The sequence below is a fragment of the Pseudoalteromonas sp. MMG013 genome, assembly GCF_018100885.1.
In the GTDB taxonomy this organism is placed as follows: Bacteria; Pseudomonadota; Gammaproteobacteria; order Enterobacterales; family Alteromonadaceae; genus Pseudoalteromonas; species Pseudoalteromonas aurantia.
Genome location: NZ_JAGJEE010000001.1, coordinates 363,604 through 384,729 on the forward strand (window position 1 = coordinate 363,604; position 21,126 = coordinate 384,729).

General features: G+C 36.1%; 11 protein-coding genes. 6 read left to right on the forward strand and 5 right to left on the reverse strand.

From position 1 onward, the window contains the following. Positions 1-46 precede the first annotated feature (46 nt). Positions 47-1,039: a hypothetical protein gene (locus tag J8L98_RS01545; RefSeq protein WP_210994978.1), complete on the reverse strand. Its 993-nt coding sequence runs from the start codon at positions 1,037-1,039 to the stop codon at positions 47-49. 659 nt (positions 1,040-1,698) lie between these two features. Next, complete coding sequence (locus J8L98_RS01550) at positions 1,699-4,755, reverse strand: FAD-binding and (Fe-S)-binding domain-containing protein (protein ID WP_210994979.1); 3,057 nt, start codon at positions 4,753-4,755, stop codon at positions 1,699-1,701. 155 nt (positions 4,756-4,910) lie between these two features. Between J8L98_RS01550 and J8L98_RS01555 the strand changes: the two genes are divergently transcribed. Continuing rightward, a complete protein-coding gene (locus tag J8L98_RS01555; RefSeq protein WP_210994980.1) occupies positions 4,911-5,114 on the forward strand; it encodes a PGPGW domain-containing protein in 204 nt (67 codons plus the stop codon). Between the two features lie 42 nt (positions 5,115-5,156). Here the strand turns inward: J8L98_RS01555 and ppsA are convergent, their stop codons facing one another. Beyond that, entirely contained in the window at positions 5,157-7,532 is a 2,376-nt protein-coding gene (ppsA, locus tag J8L98_RS01560) for a phosphoenolpyruvate synthase (RefSeq protein ID WP_210994981.1), read from the reverse strand. A gap of 142 nt (positions 7,533-7,674) precedes the next feature. Here ppsA and J8L98_RS01565 point away from each other — a divergent pair, with 142 nt between their 5' ends. Continuing rightward, the gene (locus J8L98_RS01565; RefSeq protein ID WP_192509328.1) at positions 7,675-8,484 is read left to right on the forward strand and encodes a pyruvate, water dikinase regulatory protein; all 810 of its coding nucleotides are present in this window, start codon (positions 7,675-7,677) and stop codon (positions 8,482-8,484) included. 34 nt (positions 8,485-8,518) lie between these two features. On the opposite strand, the gene J8L98_RS01570 is transcribed toward J8L98_RS01565, so the two are convergent. Next, positions 8,519-9,874, reverse strand: a complete 1,356-nt coding sequence (locus tag J8L98_RS01570) for a 3-deoxy-7-phosphoheptulonate synthase class II (RefSeq protein ID WP_210994982.1) — start codon at positions 9,872-9,874, stop codon at positions 8,519-8,521. A gap of 2,718 nt (positions 9,875-12,592) precedes the next feature. Here J8L98_RS01570 and J8L98_RS01575 point away from each other — a divergent pair. Further along, positions 12,593-13,465: a DNA replication terminus site-binding protein gene (locus J8L98_RS01575; protein ID WP_210995049.1), complete on the forward strand. Its 873-nt coding sequence runs from the start codon at positions 12,593-12,595 to the stop codon at positions 13,463-13,465. A 4-nt stretch (positions 13,466-13,469) separates the two neighbouring features. On the opposite strand, the gene J8L98_RS01580 is transcribed toward J8L98_RS01575, so the two are convergent. After that, positions 13,470-14,684, reverse strand: a complete 1,215-nt coding sequence (locus J8L98_RS01580) for a replication protein A (protein WP_192509331.1) — start codon at positions 14,682-14,684, stop codon at positions 13,470-13,472. A 694-nt stretch (positions 14,685-15,378) separates the two neighbouring features. On the opposite strand from J8L98_RS01580, the gene J8L98_RS01585 reads away from it, so the two are divergent. The 3 genes from J8L98_RS01585 (at position 15,379) to J8L98_RS01595 (ending at position 20,875) form a co-directional block, all read left to right on the forward strand. Then, entirely contained in the window at positions 15,379-16,611 is a 1,233-nt protein-coding gene (locus J8L98_RS01585) for an AAA family ATPase (RefSeq protein WP_192509332.1), read from the forward strand. 18 nt (positions 16,612-16,629) lie between these two features. Then, positions 16,630-17,592, forward strand: a complete 963-nt coding sequence (locus J8L98_RS01590; RefSeq protein WP_210994983.1) for a ParB N-terminal domain-containing protein — start codon at positions 16,630-16,632, stop codon at positions 17,590-17,592. Positions 17,593-17,770: 178 nt separating this feature from the next. Then, complete coding sequence (locus J8L98_RS01595; RefSeq protein WP_210994984.1) at positions 17,771-20,875, forward strand: DEAD/DEAH box helicase; 3,105 nt, start codon at positions 17,771-17,773, stop codon at positions 20,873-20,875. The last annotated feature ends 251 nt before the right edge of the window (positions 20,876-21,126 follow it).

Consider the following 21,126-nt stretch of genomic DNA (forward strand, 5'->3'; position numbering starts at 1 on the left):
TTAAACTAATAAAAATCGTTCTGTAATACGACGATGTGCATCGAAATTATAGGCCTCGTAATTTAGCAATTACGCTATTAAAGTCAGAGCCTTTGATCTCAGCAGCGTACTCATTGCTCATTCGGTTTAGGTACTCAAATGCCATTTCTTCAGCTTCCATTCTACCTATTCTAGAGGCGTTCCATGTTTTTGATGGTTTACCTGGAAAGCTTGCTGTTACTAGGCAGTCTACCGGCGCCATAGGGCTATCTTCATCGATTTCAATTGTTATGCTGTTTAAGTTTTGCTCTTGATATAAATTAGACTCTAAATTTGAGAATTCACCACCCCAACATCTGCTACCTATACTGCGAACATAACCAAGAGTATATGCGTGGCTACTCGCGAGGCTACCAAGCTCTTCTAATTTTGTCGCCATAAGATTACCTTGATTCTTAACATAGGCCGCGCTGATGAACCCTTTTACATGGCGTTCGGTTAAAACTGCAATATTAAGAGCTGCCATTGTTGAATAAGAGGATGTTAATGCAAAAGCTTTTGTATTGTAGCTTGCCTCGTATGCCCTATGATGACGTAAAGAATTTACATATGTTAATAGTGAAGTAAGAATTGAAGCATCAAATTGGCTACTATTTAGTGAGTCTTGATAGTAATCAAATGTTGTACTGAAAGCGGCTAGATCACTTTTTGCATCATACACTGCATCATTGATCACCACACCTGACACAAGACTTTCTATTTTTTCAAGGTCTTCAGAATGAAGTCTTACTATTTGAGGACCCGCTGGACCACCGCCAAATAGTAAATTTGAAATAAAGTCTTTAGCACCCCCTTTTATTGCGCTCTTTGCACCATCAAGGATCCAACCTCTAATTAATGCGCCTGTTATAAAACCTTGTGCTGCAGCGGTATTTGCCTGGTCAATATTTAGTATATCAGCTGAATGTATTGCTGGATTTATTGCTTCCTCAGTTGAAGCTGAAGTATTAAAAGAGCTGAAAAGTATAGCCATAGTAGCTGCGATTGTTTTTATTTTCATTTTATTATCCTTTAAAATTGCTTTTATTTATTAGGTTGGTAATTTCCAAAAACCTATTTATTATTAACTTTAAGCTAATGGACAGCCAAAAATTTAACAAAGAGTATATTGGATTTCAAATTTGGTAATTTAGAGTTATTGCTTTATATATCAATGTGATGGATTTTGTGATGTTGCTACTCTAATGTTTTTATAATTAATGAAGGTTTTAAAATCAATGAGTTACTGCTTTTAGTTACTCAATAGTAATCTATTCTTATTGAATATTATATCGCGTTTATATATTGATTTTTGTTTATTTTTTCAAGTAGCAGGTCGTTAATTGCATATATCTTACTATTAAGAGAGGTCTAATATTTTCGTGTCTTTAAGCATTTAATACAAATAAATCATGTAAATTACTATAATTGAACTGGTTCATTTTTTTGGGAGAGTTACAGACTAGCTGGCGAAGTACAAAAAACATTGAGATTTATCAATCTCCAATACCTAGGAATATAGCATAGTTAAAGTATAATTATGTAATTACTGATGGAGCTTTTGTAAAGAAAGAATACACTACTAGCGAGGTTATTAGTGTATTCTTTTCAATTTTATATGTTATGTTAAATTGTGAGTTGTACGATTTTCACTTACCCTAACCCCATTTTATTTTAAACTCAAGAGCGTAGATTAGCGGCAATAAACTCTATTGGATGTTTAGGTTTCCTATTTTCATAGCGCTTTACTTGGCTTCGGCATGAGAATCCCGTTGAAAGAAGGTTTCCTTTGGCTGTTTTTTCTACATATGGTTTCCAAGACATGTTGTAGAGTGACCTTGAGTTTTCTTGGTTTTGTAATTCATGCCCGTAGGTACCTGCCATACCACAGCAACCGGTGACTGGGGTATTGAGTGTTACACCTAGCTGACTAAAAATGGATTTCCATATCTGGCTTGCGTTTGGTAATGCAGTAGTTTCTGTACAATGAGAAAGTAAGGTATAGTGTTCTTTCTGACTTGCTTCTGTTAAAGATATACTTTGCCAATTTTGTTTTTCAAGCCACTCATGAGCGAGCATAACTTCAAAGCTACCACGTAAATCGCCAAGCAGAGTTTTGTATTCATCACGGTAGACCATAACGAGAGATGCATCCAAGCCAATCATTGGAACTTTATAATCAGTGAGAGAGTTCAAAAAATCACATGCAGTTTTAGCTGTTGACTTAAACTCTTTTAAAAATCCCTTAACATGTTGTGCTTTACCATTTGGCAAAAATGGTAATAAAATAGGATTAATTCCGAGCGCCACAATAACTTCAATACACGAAGAAACCAACTCAGCTTCATAGAAACTTGTAAATGGATCTTGCACAATAAAAACTGAGTTTTCTCTTTCAGTCTCTGACATACGTTCGAGTTTTGTTTGATCGAATAGATATTTTTTATTTACTCGGTTAACGAGAGTTGGCGTACTTAATAAGGGAGTGTCTACGTACCCAAATACTTTTTCTATTACATATGCGGTTGGTTTACTTTGTACTATGGGGTTAACAACAGGTCCTAACTTTGAAAGTATGGGCGCCGTCTTTTCTATGTTACTGACCAAATAATCTTTTAAAGGTCTATTGTATTTACTGTGATATAAATTTAAAAATCGAGATCTGAAAGTGGGTACATCTACTTTTATAGGACAGGCTGTAGTACAAGCTTTACAAGCTAGACACTCATCCATAGATTCTTTAACTTCATGTGAAAAATCATATTGGCCTTTATTTTTTTCTCGCGTATTTAAGTACCTTTCCCACCAAGTAATGTCATTCTCTTTATTGATCAATTGTTTTTCAACATCAATAACATTTACGTTCGCATTTTCTTGTAACCGCAGCCATTCCCTAATTAAACTGGCTCTGCCTTTTGGTGAATGTCTTCGGTCTTTTGTTACTTTATAAGAAGGACACATTGGTGAAGATTCATCGTAGTTATAGCAAAGTCCATTACCATTACAGTTCATCGCATTTTCAAAACTGTCACGAACTTTGATATTAATTTTTTTGTCAAACCAAGCTCGCTTTTGTGAGTCAACACTTACTAACTCTTCAGTGCTTTCAATTGGTGTGCAAATTTTCCCTGGGTTTAATCGATTATTCTTATCAAAAGCAGACTTTATTTTTCTTAACTCTGCAAAAAGTATTTCACCAAAAAATTCTGGCCCATATTCACTTCGATAACCTTTACCGTGTTCACCCCACATTAAACCTCGGTACTTTGCTGTTAAAGCGACTACTTGGTCTGAAATTTTACGTAATAGTTTTTCTTGTTCTGGATCACACATATCAAGTGCGGGTCGAACATGTAGAACACCCGCATCGACATGGCCGAACATGCCGTAATTTAAATTGTGGGAATCTAACAAAGCTCGAAACTCTACAATAAAATCAGCGAGGTTTTCTGGGGGAACTGCAGTGTCTTCAGCGAAAGCGAGTGGTTTTTGTTTTCCTTTCGTGTTGCCTAATAGGCCAACTGCTTTTTTACGCATGGCATAGATTTTTAGAATATCGGCTTTATCATTTATAAGTTGATAGCCGATCACACCAGCCTGTTTATGTGCGATCAATTTGTCTAATTCTTTGCACAGTGATGAAATTTTCCCGTCCATTTCATTTTCGGTTTCACCGTTAAACTCGACCATATTGAGTCCTTGCATCTCGATGCCAGGAACACTGGTTATTAAATCTGATACGGAATGCCAGACTATATCTTCTTTTGCTAAATTTAATACTTTACTGTCAACCGTTTCAACGGATGTTGCTTGAGCGGAAACTAGAAATGGTGAATTTCTTAATGCAGAGTCAAAACTATCATACTTAATATTGATTAATGTTTTGAACGGTGCAATTGGTGTAATATTTAGTTTGGCTTCTGTGACAACACCCAATGAACCTTCAGAACCTGTAATAATTCTTGATAAGTCAAAATTCTCGAGTGTATTATCGAATACGTTTTCAAGATCGTAACCCGTTAGGAAGCGATTTAGCCTTGGAAACTTAGATAAGATCAACGCTCGGTTTGAATGACAGCTTTCTATCACTTGATGATAAATTTGTGACGCCCGTCCTTCTTGAGCGGCGATTAATTGTGCTTTTTCAATGGATATTTTCCGGGTATTAAGCTCGGTTCCATCAACCAAATAAGTTTTCAAGCCTAAAACATGATCACTGGTTTTGCCATATACAAGCGAACCTTGACCTGAAGCATCGGTGTTGACCATTCCGCCAATAGTTGCTCTATTACTTGTTGAAAGATCAGGCGCAAAGAAAAAACCATATGGTCTAAGGTAATCATTTAATTGATCTTTTATAACACCAGCCTGTACTTTTACCCACTTTTCTTCCACATTTATTTCTATGATTTCACGCATATGACGTGATAAGTCAATGACGATGCCAGGAGTAAGTGACTGACCATTTGTACCTGTTCCCCCGCCTCGAGGCCCAAATGTTAACGACAAAAATGGATCTTGCTGAGCACAATGCAATGCGGTTTGAATATCTTTGTTATTTTTTGGATAAATTACGGCTTGTGGCACATTTTGATATATGCTGTTATCCGTGGCAGTTACTAAGCGAGTAGCATAACTGCTGTCTGTTTCCCCTAAAAAACCATTGTTTATTATAAGGTTGAGGTAATCATTGAGTAATTCACTTGCGGTATCTTGCTGATTTATATTGGCAATCATGACGGTAATAATTTATTGCTTTTAACTAATTGTACCACGGAGTGAAGGACAAAAAGTTGAGAAATTTAATCTTTGTTACATATTAAGCAAACTAATACATACTTTGGCTTGTATACTTTAATTATGGTCATTTTTTAAATAGGTAAAAGTAAAATATGAAAAAAGTAATGGTCCTTGGGGTAGGTGTAGTATTTGTATTTCTTGCGATTATATTTTTTGTTGTGCCAGGACCGTCAATCATATTCGCAATGGCTGCATTAGTGTGCTTTTCTATATATTATCCAACAGCGAGGAAGTATTTAAGAAAGTTACAAAAGATATTTACCAAAGCGTGTCACAAACTTGATGGTATTAAATAAAAAAGCCGGCAACTAGAGCCGGCTTTTTCAGATTCTTTGATACTAGTCTTTTAGCTTGTCAGCTAGGTATAACCAAGTTTCTAATACAGTATCAGGGTTAAGTGAGACAGAGTCGATCCCCTGCTCTACCAACCATGCTGCAAAATCTTCATGATCCGAAGGGCCTTGACCACAAATACCAACGTATTTGCCTTTTGCCTTAGCCGTTTGAATTGCCATAGATAGTAATTTTTTAATCGCTGGATTACGCTCATCAAATAAATGTGCAATTAACCCTGAATCTCTATCTAAGCCTAGTGTAAGCTGAGTTAAGTCATTTGAACCGATTGAGAATCCGTCAAAATACTCTAAAAACTCTTCTGCTAACAGAGCATTTGAAGGTAGTTCGCACATCATAATTACTTTTAGACCATTTTCGCCACGTTTAAGGCCATGCTCTTCAAGTAATTCAATAACGCGTGCAGCTTCTTCTAATGTTCTAACAAATGGGATCATTACTTCAACATTTGTTAAGCCCATTGAGTTACGAACACGTTTGATAGCTTCACACTCTAATGCAAAACACTCTCTGAAATCTTCAGAGATATAACGCGCTGCACCCCTGAAGCCAATCATAGGGTTTTCTTCTTCTGGCTCGTACTGTTGCCCGCCAACTAAGTTTGCATATTCATTAGATTTAAAATCAGACATGCGAACAATAACGCGTTCTGGTGCAAACGCACACCCTAGAGTAGAAATACCTTCAACAAGCTTAGATATGTAAAATTCTACCGGCGATTCATAGCCTGCAATAATTTCTTTAATTTCTGCTTGTAACTCTGCTGGTTGGTCAGCAAAGTTGATAAGCGCTTTAGGGTGGACACCGATCATTCTATTTATAATGAACTCAACACGAGCTAGACCAATACCTGCATGGGGTAACTTTGCAAAATCGAATGCACGATCCGGGTTACCTACATTCATCATTATTTTCATTGGTAGGTCTGGCATGGTGTCGACACGGGATGAAATAATATCAAACTCAAGTTGACCTTCATAAATAAAGCCGGTGTCACCTTCGGCACAAGATACAGTAACTTCTTGATTATTTGTTATTAGATCAGTTGCATTGCCACAACCAACGACTGCAGGAATACCTAACTCTCGCGCTATGATAGCTGCGTGGCAAGTGCGGCCACCTCGGTTTGTTACAATCGCAGCGGCGCGTTTCATGATTGGTTCCCAATCAGGGTCGGTCATGTCAGTTACAAGTACATCGCCCACTTGGACTTTGTCCATTTCGTCAATGGAGTTTAATACGCGAACAACACCTTTGCCAATTTTATGGCCAATTGCTCGACCTTCCGCAATGACTTTAGATTGAGATTTAAGTTGGAAGCGCTCCATGACGTTTGAATCTTCATTTGAACGCACGGTTTCTGGACGGGCTTGTACGATATACAATTTGCCATCGTTACCATCTTTCGCCCACTCGATGTCCATTGGACGTCCATAGTGTTTCTCAATAATAACAGCTTGCTTTGCGAGCTCTTGGACTTCGTCATCTGTTATAGAAAATTGTGTTGATTGTTCAGCGGCAATATCAATAATTTCAACTTGCTTACCATGAGACTCGTCTGATGAATAAACCATTTGAATTGCTTTAGAGCCAATGTTACGTCTAACAACAGCTGGTAACCCTTTAGCAAGCGTCGGCTTGTGAACATAAAATTCATCTGGATTGACTGCGCCTTGAACAACCATTTCTCCCAGTCCATAACTAGAAGTAACAAAGACAACATCTTCGAAACCAGACTCAGTATCGATGCTGAACATAACACCAGATGATGCTTTGTCTGAGCGGACCATGCGCTGAATGCCCGCGGATAGAGCAACACCACGGTGATCGTAACCCTGGTGTACACGATAAGATATTGCTCGGTCGTTAAATAATGAGGCGAATACGTGCTTAATTGCAACCATGACGGCGTCAATACCACGTACATTAAGAAATGTTTCTTGTTGTCCGGCAAATGATGCATCTGGCATATCTTCGGCTGTTGCAGAAGAACGCACTGCGAACGAAACATCGGAATTTGTATCACCGTGAAGGGTATTATAAGCGTCGTGAATTGCTTTATTAAGTTCTGGTTGGAATGGAGTATCGATGATCCATTGTCTTATTTCGGCACCAACCTTGGCGAGTGTAATAACGTCATCGACGTCTAGTGTGTCTAAAATTGTGTGGATCTTTTCGTTAAGTCCAGATTGCTCTAAAAACTCATTAAAAGCATCGGCTGTAGTAGCGAATCCACCAGGTACTTGTACACCAGCGTTAGAAAGGTTCGATATCATTTCCCCAAGTGAAGCGTTTTTACCACCAACTCGAGGTACATCTTGCATACCTAACTCTTGATACCAGAGAACGTAGTCTTGCACGGAACTGTCTCCAAAACAAATTGTATTTAATGTGAGAGATTGTTTGACCTTTAGTATAGGTCAAGGGCATTCTACACTGGCAAGCACGCTTACGTAAACCACGGAAGCGAAAATTCAGCTAATTTGTAAGAACAAGGTTAAAATGAGAACTGCATTTTATATATCAGATGGTACTGCTATTACATCGGAGGTGTTTGGGCACGCGACACTTTCAATGTTTCCAGTGGAATTTAATCATCAAACAATCCCATTTGTTGAAACTGTTAGGAAAGCTGAAGAAATCAAAGAGCTTATTGACTTAAATGCAAAAAATACAGGCGAACGGCCACTCGTATTTTTCACTTTTGTGAATCCTGAATTGTCAGACATTATTTTGTCGTCTCAGGGGGTTTGTTATGACTTTTTGGCATTAGCTAGTAAGGTGGTTAAAAAGGAATTGAATGTAGAGCCTGTGCCAAAAATACATCGAACTCACTCAATTCATGAAGCGAGTTACGACTTTAGAATAGATGCTGTTAATTATGCATTGGCAAATGATGATGGGGCAAATATCAAAGATTATGAGCAAGCTGATATTATTTTAGTTGGTGTGAGCCGGTCAGGTAAAACCCCGACGAGTTTATATTTAGCACTTCAGTACGGGATAAAAGCAGCTAATTATCCAATTACTGAGGATGATTTAGAAAAAGGCAATTTTCCTAAGTGTTTACTCACTTACAAAAAGAAGCTGTTTGGGTTAACAATAAATCCAGAAAGGTTAGCGGCAATAAGAGAAGGGAGAATGGCAAATTCTAAATACGCCTCACTACGTCAGTGTAGAATTGAAGTGAGAGAAGTAGAAATGTTATTTAAAAAGCATAAAACCCCTTACTTGAATTCAACAAGTCATTCTGTTGAAGAAATATCAGCGAAAATTATTTCTGAAACGGGTTTAACTCGTCGGAAATATTAAAAGGCTGTACTACAGCCTTTTAATATTCCTTAACTTAGACTTTGTTTCGCGCATCTTTAAGTAAATCAGCGACAAGAAAACCGAGTTCTAATACTTGGTCAGCATTAAGACGAGGGTCACATTGAGTCCGGTAGCGCTGTGCTAAATCTTCATCAGACAGACCGTATGCCCCACCAACACATTCTGTAACGTGTTGGCCAGTCATTTCTAAGTGGACACCACCTGGATAAGATCCTTCCGCTTTATGTACTGCGAAAAATTGGCTGATTTCACGCAGTATATTATTGAAGCTTCGAGTTTTATACCCTGTACTCGCCTTTTCAGTATTTCCGTGCATTGGGTCAGAGGTCCAAACAACTTTTCTGCCTTCGTCTTGTACTCTACGAACTAGGGCTGGTAGTTTTTCTGGTAGTACGTCTGCTCCCATTCTTGTTATTAGCGTTAAACGTCCAGGAATGTTATCTGGGTTTAGCGCATCAATTAACTTTATGAGCTCATCAGGTGTCATACCTGGACCTACTTTGACACCTATTGGGTTTTTAATGCCTCGGAAAAATTCAATGTGGGCATGGTCTAGTTGTCGTGTGCGTTCTCCAATCCAAACGAAGTGTGCAGAGCAATCATACCAGTCACCTGTTAGATGATCCCTGCGAGTAAGTGCTTCTTCATACCCTAATAAGAGTGCTTCATGAGATGTATAGAGAGACGTTTCTTTTAGACTGGGTGCTACGCTTGAATCTATACCACACACTTCCATAAACTCGAGAGCGTCTTGAATCTTATCAGCCATTTGCTGATACTTCTCTTTAAGAGGGTTTGCAGCGACAAAGCTCATATTCCAACGGTTTACTTGGTGTAAATCAGCTAAACCACCTTGTGCGAATGCACGTAATAAGTTTAGTGTTGCTGCGCTATGGTGGTAAGCCGTCATTAATCTATTAGGATCCGGAACGCGAGACGCTTCGGTAAACTCAAAGTTATTTATTATATCACCACGATATGATGGCAAAGATACCCCATTAATTGTTTCAAAATTAGAAGAACGAGGTTTTGCGTATTGACCTGCCATTCTTCCTATTTTAACAACAGGACATTTCCCGCCATATGTTAAAACAACAGCCATTTGTAACAGTGTTTTAAAAGTATCGCGAATATTGGTAGCATTAAAATCAGAGAACGATTCTGCACAGTCTCCGCCTTGAAGTAAAAATGCTTTACCTTCACAAACATCTGCTAAACTCTTATAAAGACTTCTTGTTTCTTCAGCAAAGACTAAAGGTGGAGCTTTATTTAGTTGGTTCTCAATATCGATTAACGCGCTATTATCTGGGTATTCTGGTTGTTGAACTATTGGGTGTTCTCTCCAACTGTCAGGGTTCCAAGGTTTCATTAATTTTCCTCATTCTAATGTAGTGTTACCTCACCACGAAAGTAACGTATAGACGTACTCGCTTCAAGATAAATTTAGTATTTATTTCAGGAAAGAACACATCATCCTAAAAGGGTTCACAAGTGTCAACTTTCCAACCCAATTTAAACTGCTACACTTGTTAAAGAACACATCATACTTTTTTTTAGAAAAACGAAAGTCTTAGCATCTCTCCAGATATAGAAATATTTATCAAAGTAACTAAGTAAAATTCATTCTTAAAAACGTAAAAGAGCCTGTGACAATTAGTACTCTTTTTATGGTGATTAATAGACTGGTCAACTCCCCCCAAATTTGTATTATTAAGTTACTCAAAAGATTAAAATAAGATGACCAAGAATTAAAAATACATTATTTTAGCCTGCGTATAAGAAAGACAAATCACTAACTTTATCTGACGAGCCAAATCTTAGAAATATAAGAGAACCAATTATTGGATTTCTAGTAACTACTAAAATATTGGCTATGTAAGAAGGCTTTTAAGCATAGCAAAGAGGAGTTTGCGAGAGTACTAAAGCGTTATGGGCAGTTAGAATCAATAATTGATATTATGTTAAATTAAGTGTAGCTAGTAATTATTCTTATAGATTGGCTTTGAACTTTCAATTGAAAATTTAGAAAATCGAGCCTTGAGCATTAAACTTATAAAGTTAATTAATAAACTTTAACACTATAAATCAAAGCCTAGCCTCTAAAGCATATGCACCCATTTTTAACCATTTATCTAAAGATTATGTAATCTTTGAAAGTAACATAAGATAAAAAATGATATAGAAATGTGTGTAACTCCAGCCAATTTTGTACAGCTCTTCAGTAGAATTATACAGCCTAAAGGTAATCAATTAGTATCATGGGGCCTCTCAAAATATAGATAACTCGCCACTAATCTATGATTTCACGTACTTCTTGAAGTGATTCAAGCAAGTATCAAGCTAACACTTCTTCGCAGTAATTTTGGTTGAACCTCTTCACTCTGCCATTTTGATAAGTACTACCCTGTTTTATATATTCTAGCTTGCTGTTTTTCCAGAGCCAACTTTCCAGCCCTGTCGGATAAATCAAAGACTATTGTCGACTCAAATTTGATTTAGTTTACCGCGCCAAGCAATGGTGTAATTTAGTGTACTGTTCACTTTCTCAGTTCTTAAACCTGTATCGACTTCAATCGCTAGTCCTTGTCGATTGAAATCACGACATGTGTTCAATGTTTCTAAAAAATAACATTAGCTTATTAAATCACTTATAAGTTCCATTGGCCAAGATTCATTATATTGATTTTGTACTCTCAATGGGTAAGGTGTTCTCGTTGGTACACAGCATTTTCCTTTGTTAGTTTTTGTAAACACGTTCAACACATTTTTTATTCCAACGCTGCCTTATTGCAAATACTTTTAAATAATTTACCTACCCCGATCTTTAAAGTTCGTCAATGAACTCATCATCTGACAGAAGTCTATGTTTGTAATAAAAAACTGAGCGACTTAGCCCTTTTACTTGAAAAGGAAAATGCGACGCTCACTTCAAATTTGGCTATTAAATGTTCTACCGAAGCTCAGTGCCTACTTATTTTTACGCCTTTTTCCGATGATATCGTCAAGCATATCAAATGCTTTTAGCTTACGGTTTTATTCTTCAGCTCTTTAAGTCGCCTAGCATCTGATGCTTCCATACTTTGAACGCCAGTTTTAAAAGGTGACCTGGCCGATGCCATGTTTACGATAAACTTCAGGAACATGAATACTCGATTCAATTTTATTTGTCATGCAGACTTTAGAGTTTCAATGACCTTGCTTTTTCTCATTGTAAATTTTCCTATTTTTGTTAATCGAGAATTCTACTTATGATTTGTTTTATTTTTGGGAAATTACATTGATTATTTTTACTGTAAAGGTGCACCTGCAATGACAAATTAGTTAGCTTACCAAAGCTTGAATTAATTAAGTTTAATAGACTTATTATTCTGTTTAATGTTAGAATAAGATCAAAGAACACATCATACTTTATATTCTACACCAACAACATAAGCATTCAACCTAACTAGATAACACAGCTTACAGAACACACCGTTTTTTCTGCTGCATGAATGATTTTCCGAGGCTCTCATCCACGCTAAAGTAAGTAGTGCCCACAATAACAAATTAAGCTAGCTCACTAAAGCTTGAATTAATTAAGTTTATTAGACTTGCCATTAGATTCAGTGTTAAAATTATAGATAGAGAAAGAACACATCATACTTTATATTCTATAACAACAACATAAGCATTAAACCTAACTACACAATGTAGCTTACAGAACGCACCGTTTTATCTGCTACATAAATGATTTTTCGAGCTCTCATCCACTCTAAAGTAAGTAGTGCCCACAATGACAAATTAAGTTTATAGATTTATTATTCTGTTCAATGGTAGGATAGGAAAGAACACTATCATACAGATAGTTTTAAATTAGAACCCTGATCTTTTTATCTAAATAAATAATATACTGCAACATGGTCTAATCACCAGATTTTCAAAGCCCTCAGTAATTATTTTATCAATAGTAACAACATAGTAAATCGGGTTAATCAACAAACAGAGTTTTGAGACCGTTTATTAGACTTGCCATTAGATTCAATGTTAAAATTATAGATAGAGAAAGAACACATCATATATGTATATAATAGGAACAATTGTCACTAACATGATAACGCCATTTTCAATACGATCTCATTTTGATTATTTGCACGAACAGATTTCTCTATTTTGCAACGAATTAGCGGAAGCTGATATCGTCTCTGCAGATTACTATCAGCTCCCTCTCATAACTAAAGAGGATGAAAACAAAGCGCCGGAAAGCATTCATGTAGAAAAAATCTCAGGAACAAGTGCGCTAAACAAAGCAATAAACGCTTATAAAGACCTTTATTTAGATAAAAAAATAAGCGGTAAAATAATCCAACGTCATCCAGGGCTAATAACGGTTAACGATAAAAATCTACATATACAATCAAGATTAAAAGAAGTAAACAAAGCCAAAAATGATTTTAAAAACCTTATCTTATCTATTGAAAATAATGATGCCCGCTTCGATGCTGTGCACAGTGCCATTCCTAATTTAGTTACTCTTGCAGCATATAGAAAAATCCATAGTGAAATAGCTGACCCTTACTCAGTTCGATTTACTTGGATGACAAAACATGCAATACGCACGTTATCAAAAGATACAGCACTAAAAATGTTGAATAACTCATCTAATTACACAAACCCAAGAATGATCGATCAACAGTCTTGGATATCTCTTGTGGAAACTGAAAAACTGAGAATTTCAAATTTAAATGAAAAAAGTAAGCTAAGAATTAGAAGACCAACTAGAGTATCACCTGAAGTTAATATTCGCTTTACTGCAGAAAATAGATATCACGTTAGTGCAGCGCTCCCTTTTATTTTGTTTAACCCTGGTAAAAATACAAAACTTGGAACGCTAACTAATTATGAAAAAGTAGAAAATCACCCAAGAAAAAGAGCATACAACTTTCTTGTTGATAGAATATATTTAGAAAAATTAGCTGAATAATCGGTTATTTTTTGACTATCTGTTCAAGAATTTCTTCATCAATAACTTCTACATCTTCAACAATACGTTTGCCACCTTGAATTTCTATTCGTTTATTATGCTTATTTAGTGCTAATATTTCTTCACAAAACTGAGCTGAAGGATGCATTTCATACACATAATCTACGATTTTTCCACTATTATCGTCTTTAACATTGCTTATACTGTAATCAGAAATCGCACCTTTTTCAATCAAGTCCTTCATTGTTGTAGTCATATCTCGACGTAGTGCTTTTAATTTATTCTCAACAATTTCATCTGTTGAATAAATAGAACCATATTTTTCCATTATTGATAAAAGACGGAAGTGGTAAGTTTTTCCTGGAGCTGCATAGCGCCATAAGTGATATAAACGAAGCATCATCCAACGGGATAATCCACGCTTTAACTCTTGCGCACTGTTAAAATAGTAACCTTTATACTCTAAATTATCGATCATATTATGTACAAACGCGTTGAGACATGCGACACATTTGATATTACCACCTTGCCCTTTTTTCCCACTAAAATGTAGGGAAGATAGGAAATTCATATTTGACTCATAAAATGAATCATCAATATCCGTATTTTTTGTATCTGTCGCTGAATATTTAAATGACAATTTAGAACCTTGCAATGCCTCTAAAGATTCTTTTATTTGTGGGTAAGGCATTGATTGTCCAACGGCTTTTAACTCTTGAGCCAATTCATTCATCGAAAAAATTACAGCATATTGAATACCGGACTTAAAATTTATTTTAACTATTTTGCCTTTTGAAGCTAGCCGAATAAGTGCCCGCTCTACTTTTTCTTCTCTGTCAGAAGGCCATACAAGATACTCGACATCTTCCCCTTCTTTTTTACTACTCACTACCGCAGGCGTTATTTTTATTTCACCTTCGTATAAAATGCCATCGACTTTTTCAGATATACGACGAGTAATGATTGTTTTTTTTGGTGCTTCTTCTAACGGTAGCTTTTTGTGCCCAGAGCGAACAAACCGTCCCCATAAATCATAATGATTAAAAGTATTAGAGTATGCACGTAACCCATGAGCTGCATTTTCTAATGATACTCGAACATCTTTATTATCAGTAAATAGCGCTAAACTTTCATTATCAATAGCACTTTCCACACCATGGATCTGACCACGCAATGAATCAGGCAGATTATCTACAGAGATGTTCACCTTTCGGCTCATTATATTACTTCCAAAATTTATGACAGCTAATAACAACATATTCATGAACAAAAGTTAATGATTTAAGTTAGTACAAAAGTGATCTGGACGTTTTTTTTTTCATAGATCCAATTTTTACCAACTAAGAAATATTTTGGATCAATATATTACTAACATAGAGTATATTTCCGGCCCAGCTTCCAAAAAACCTTTCAAATATACGTCAAAATAAGGCGATTCCTTAACGCTATGTGGATAACTTTAGTCTCTGTTGGTATAGATCAGATCTATACTTAGAATGGATCCGATCCTAATCTACTAGATCTATGAAGTACAAAAGAAAATGTTTATAACTTATTGAATTTACTTAGTATAAACACGATCCAACTCAATAGTTTTGTGAGTAACTATGTGCATAAACTGTGCTCAATTAACCTTTTCAGTTTATACTTAGTAGAATAGTGATCTGGGAGTACATAAAGATCGGATCTTTACTTCGTTAAAATCAGATCTGACATTTAAATTAATCTTTATTATTATCAATGGTTTAGTTGTTATTTTTATGCTCTATCCTTTAATACCTATATACTTAACCAATTTAATCTTCTTATTTATTCTAAAGTAAATTGAATTGATACTATGTCTTTATATTTTTATGTTTACTACTAAAGTAATGGACATTATAATGTTTGGTATCAAGTCAAGGATATCGCGTATGTCAATCAATAATAAAGCACTATCAACCTATCGTTTGTTAAAAGCAACCGCTGAGGTTGCTGAACAATCATTAGAAGGTCGAATTCAGCATTACAGAGCTCATTTAAAAACAGATGAAAAAGAGCTTAGAACATACACTCAAAAAGCAGCTGCCGACTTATTAGGTTGTAACAATAGAACATTGAAAAGGCGACATGATCAAGGAGACTTCGATCATTTGCATATTCAAAAAGGTGCAAACGGACATTACGCATATACATTGGCTAATATTTTTTCTATGGCTGACATTCTTGGAGTTGCAGCAGATCAACGAAAGTCAACTGATAAATTACAAGTTATCGTTATCAATTCACTTAAAGGTGGTTGTGGTAAAACAACATCACTTGTCAATATCGCAGCTGCACTTGCAACAACAAATATTAAAAGATACAGAATTGGCATAATAGATCTAGATCCTCAAGGATCATCATCAAGCTTTTTTCCTGCGAATGATCCTGAACCAATTACGGTTGGCGATTTAATGAGAGATTGTATTGAATTAGATCAAGATGAAAGTTGGTCTGATGTTGTTACCAATGCTTTTAAAGAAACCCATATTCCAAATATTAGAGTATTACCTTCAGGAATGGATGATTTTTATTTTGAACATGAAACAGCAACAGAACTAAAAGAGAGTTCAAGCTATGATCAAACTCGGCATTACCATAAACTTTTAGAAAGAGTGATAACACCAGTTGAATCACAATTTGACATAATTTTAATTGATACTGCCCCATCATTAAATTTTATGTTTTATAATGCATTAATGGCGTCTACAGCAATGCTCATTCCTGTACATCCAGAGGCTGTCGATTTTGATGCGAATAACAAATATTTAAAAAGACTTGGTGAGATATATCATACTGTCGCAGCACTGGGTCATGAGGGCTGGGACTTTATGCAATTTTTGGTTACTAACTATGTTAAAGGTAATCATTCGCAACGAGATATTGTTAAAGACGTTCGCAGTGCATTTGGTCGACAAGTTATGAGTTATCCAATAAATCATAGCTCAGCAATAACCGCGAGTTCCTCATCGTTTAATACTATTTTTGATCAAAAAACATCTGATAGCTTAGCCAGTAGAGAATCTTTGGTAAAATCACAAGAAAATATAAAAGATGTTGTCGATGAATTAGAAATGTTAATTCGTTCTAATTGGTTATCTACACAATCATCACTCGGTCAATGATAAAAGGTTTTTAATAACATGGCTAAAAAACGTAAAAATGACACCCGTTTAGATCCTTTTGCAACTCCAGTAGAAGGAAGTAGTCTGGATGATCTATTGGATCAAGCTAAAATTGGTGATGTGATCACTATGCCTGCACCAAGTGATCCACAACGTACAATTACATTAACCTGCCAAGTGATAAAATCACATAATATAGAAAATCATACTCAGGTTTATGGTCAAAATAGACGTGAGCAATCATTACTAAATGAAAAGTCCGTCGCAGATATCTTACCAGCGATAAAAAATGATAAGAGAAACCTCCACCCGGCTCTGTGCTGGCAAAAAGGACAACAACAATGGGTCTTATCAGGTTCAAGGAGAAGAAAGGCCTGTATGCTCGCTGAGGCTGATTACGTTATACTCACTTCTTCTGATTTTAATGATCAAGATGCTAAAGCATTAGCTATTTCATCAGATCAATACATTGCACCGAGTCTATGGGAATTAGGACAAGCTTATCATGCCACCAAAGTTTATCTTATGGAGCAAGGCTTAAAGGGGTCATATCGCGAGATCGGCTCACTTGAAGGCGTATCTCATACAGCTGTCGCTGATGCTTTAAAAGCATTTGAATATATTCCAAAGGAAGTGCTTAGCTTGTATCCAACAGCCAATCATTTGGGTAGAGAAGCTGCAAAGAAATTAATTGAAGCTATTAAGCTTAATAAAAATGCATTCGAAATTAATCATTTAAATATTCATGATCAAGAATTTTTGAATGATACAGTCAGTGATGAAAAGCGAGCAATGCTGATAACCCAGTATTTAACAACATTTGAAAACAAACCAGCCCGCTCAGAAGCTTTGTTAGACAACAAATTCATTAAAGTTCAAAGGAACCTTAAAAGTGGCGACGTAACAATTAAAATTGATAGTAAGGTATTGACTCAGAAAAGAATTGATCAATTGCAAAAGCTATTAGCTAATTACAATTAATCCACATAATTAAGTTAGCAAAATAATAGAAAAATTTTAACTGGTTGAAATACAAGCAATGAGAATTAATTCGCTACTCCAACCAGTTAAAAATCGCGACTTTATTACGAGATAACCCTTTTGGTAGTTCCTATAATTTCATATACTGGCGAAATATTTCATTTTACATGCTGAACTGATGTCAACGCAGTTATCTAAAGAACAATTATTTGCATTGTTCGAAGAAATTAAACAGGAACAAGCAACACAATTTCCTTTGTCTGAACGGTTTTTGAAGCAGTACTTCAATAGCGCTTTATTAGTCAAAGCGAAGGAATATTTAAATAATTCGCAAATTAGTTACTTAGATCACTTGGATGACTTTTCTCGTATAGATTCTCAAGTATTGGGCAATTTTGGGAATACTTTTTCTCAGTATATTAAGATTTCTCAAGTTAATAATTCAGCTCGTGTAGAGGCCCAATGTACGTGCTCTAATAATCCCAAGTGTCGTCATATTGCTGCAGTGTTGCTTAAATTAAAAATAGAGCACTCAGGCGGGTTTGGAGAAGCTTATTTAGTTAACGACTGGTTTAATGAGCTTATTCAATTACAACAAGATAGCATCCAAGGCGCCAACAACGTTTTGTTATTTGTTTTAGAGCCTCATAACAAAGAAGTGCTGTTAAGCCCAAAATTGTCACCATTGCGGCCTGATGGTCTGTATCCACTAGGCCGACCATTATCGGAACAACAACTAAATAGCCATATCCCTCTTCAAGATTTACTCGAATCAGACTTTAGGTTATTTAACTGGATCCGTTCGCAAAACCCACCGGGTCATTTCGAATTATTTGGACGCTGGGGGTTTACAGCGATTGAGCAACTGGTAAAAACAAAACGATTTTACCTACAAACTCAACGCCAACCTTTGACATTGGGTCATCAGCAACGGTTGCAGTTTGTTTGGGATATGAGCCAATCTAATGCGCAATTATGTGCTCAATTATCTTCCATTGATAACTGGTTACTACTTAGAACTGATCCGCCAATGTATGTAGATACAGATAAGTTGGTGCTTGGTAGGATAAACTCCGAACTCAGTGCCGCAGAAATCGCTCATTTACAAAGTATGCCTAGTGTTGCAAACGATCAGTTGCAGCAAGTCATGAAGCGATTTTCAGAGACATTCGCAACTGATGTAATTGGCAGTCCAAAAGGGGTCGTAGCGCCTACTCATTCAGTACATTTACGTACAAGGCTTAATATTGTAAAGCTCGCACCAAGTAAAGGCTTTTCATTGTCGATTGATAAAACTGATGAGCTTTCTAAAACGGAATATGCAAAATACATTAAGCGATGTGAAAAAGTACTATTAGGCCTAGGTCTTTTAATTGAAAATGGATTGTTTTTATTACCTGTAAATGATGCAAATGGAGTACATTGGTTTAATCACGAGGTGCGACCTAAACTGCAATCGCAAAATTGGCTTGTTGATGAGCTAACACATGAGTTAACAGTGCAAACGCCTAAAATTACATTGTTACTAAAGCGAGATAAGCAGCACCATATTTTAGGTAAATTGATGTTTGATGGTAAGTCTATCTTACTTGATTGGGATGTGACTGAGCCACTTGATGTCAATAATTTAGCTGATTTGCATCAGTATATTCAAATTGCAGATCAGTTCTATGCAATACCTACACTTACTTTTAATGAATTACTTGGTTTGAAAGCTCGATTTAGTTATTACAGTTCAAGTCAACAGTTCAAGTTTCCTTTATCGTACGCCAGAAAGCTCTACGAGTTAGAAAGTACCACAGTAGTAAGCTCAGATGCGAAATTGACTGACTATTTAGCTGAACTTGATTCTCCCCAAAGCATTCAGTTTAATATCCCATCTACTGATAGCCAAACGTTTGTACTACGAGATTATCAAGAACAAGGAGTACGTTGGTTAAAGTTTCTGAATAAACATCAGCTTGGCGGTATTTTGGCTGACGATATGGGTCTTGGTAAAACACTGCAAGTGATTGCTTATTTTATTAGTCAACACAATACATTAATGACTCAACCTAGCTTAATTGTTTGTCCTACGAGTCTGGTAAGCAATTGGCAGAATGAATTTAAGCGGTTTGCTCCGCACTTAACATTAACTACAGTACACGGCTCCGATAGAGAAAAAACGTTAGAACGTGTACATACAGCTCGGTTTATATTAACAACTTACCCATTGTTAAAGCGTGATTTGCATTATTACAAAGGCCTTAAATTTGATTCTATTGTACTGGATGAAGCTCAGTATATTAAAAACGAGTCAGCACAAGTATCTAAATGTGTTAAGCAATTACAAGCGGAATTTAAATTGTGTCTTAGTGGTACGCCTGTCGAAAATAATTTATTGGAGTTAAAGTCATTACTGGATTTTGTGATGCCAGATGTTTTGGGAACTAAACAACAATTCAAGCACTACTTTCAAATTCCTATTGAAAAAGAACAAGATATTGCTCGTGCTAACGAGTTGAAAGCTTTAATTGCCCCTTTTATTTTAAGGCGCACAAAAGTGGATGTTGTTAAAGAGTTACCAGATAAAACGGAATTAATTAAAGAGCTTGAATTTACTCCAGAACAAGCGAATTTATATCACAGTGTCCAGACCAAAATTGAAGATAAGTTATTGACATTGTTTAAAGAGCAAGGAGCGCAAAAAAGTAAACTTGTATTTTTAGATGCGCTTTTAAAGTTGCGTCAGATTTGTTGTCACCCACAGCTTGTGGATAAGCAAGTCAATAGTGAAAGTGCTAAGTTTCAGTGGCTTTGTGAACACCTGCCCGTCATGCTATCGCAAGGAAGAAAAATAATTATTTTCAGCCAATTTACATCAGTACTGGAATTAATTGCAAAGCAATTGACTGAAAGTGACATCGGGTTTTCAACTTTAACGGGCCAAACACGAAACCGTGAACGTGTAATAAGTACGTTTACAGAAGGGTTATGTGATGTATTTTTGATTAGTTTAAAAGCGGGTGGTACGGGACTAAACTTGACACAAGCTGACACCGTAATCCATTTTGACCCATGGTGGAACCCTGCTGTAGAAAATCAAGCGACGGACCGAGCCTATCGTATTGGACAAGATAAACCGGTCTTTGTTTATAAACTCATTATGGCTAATTCTATTGAGCAAAAAGTGCATAGTATGCAGCTGCAGAAGCAGGCGTTGGTTGATGCTTTATTTGAAGATAAGAGCTTAAATTTAAGCCAATTTGATGAAACTCAGATGTTAGAAATGTTGAAATCATAAAATAATTTTGAAATGAGTGAAATAATTCTGAACTAACTTCAAAGTATGCTGTCTATTATTATGCTTATTGGCAGCAGTGAGCTTAACGTTGATTTCCCCCTTGATTACTTATTTGTAATAAAGCCAGCAGATTTTGCTGGCTTTTTTGTTTCTGTCCGTAAATTTTATATTGGGTTTGAAATTCCACATTTGATCCACATTGTTTCGTTTAAATAGATACATTGAAATAAGGTAACTGGTTCATTGAACTA

Coding starts and splice junctions, on each gene's coding strand:
- J8L98_RS01545 (WP_210994978.1), bottom strand. CDS start 1,039: ATGAAAATAAAAACAATCGCAGCTACTATGGCTATACTTTTCAGCTCT.
- J8L98_RS01550 (WP_210994979.1), bottom strand. CDS start 4,755: ATGATTGCCAATATAAATCAGCAAGATACCGCAAGTGAATTACTCAAT.
- J8L98_RS01555 (WP_210994980.1), top strand. CDS start 4,911: ATGAAAAAAGTAATGGTCCTTGGGGTAGGTGTAGTATTTGTATTTCTT.
- J8L98_RS01565 (WP_192509328.1), top strand. CDS start 7,675: ATGAGAACTGCATTTTATATATCAGATGGTACTGCTATTACATCGGAG.
- J8L98_RS01570 (WP_210994982.1), bottom strand. CDS start 9,874: ATGAAACCTTGGAACCCTGACAGTTGGAGAGAACACCCAATAGTTCAA.
- J8L98_RS01575 (WP_210995049.1), top strand. CDS start 12,593: ATGATAACGCCATTTTCAATACGATCTCATTTTGATTATTTGCACGAA.
- J8L98_RS01580 (WP_192509331.1), bottom strand. CDS start 14,684: ATGAGCCGAAAGGTGAACATCTCTGTAGATAATCTGCCTGATTCATTG.
- J8L98_RS01585 (WP_192509332.1), top strand. CDS start 15,379: ATGTCAATCAATAATAAAGCACTATCAACCTATCGTTTGTTAAAAGCA.
- J8L98_RS01590 (WP_210994983.1), top strand. CDS start 16,630: ATGGCTAAAAAACGTAAAAATGACACCCGTTTAGATCCTTTTGCAACT.
- J8L98_RS01595 (WP_210994984.1), top strand. CDS start 17,771: ATGTCAACGCAGTTATCTAAAGAACAATTATTTGCATTGTTCGAAGAA.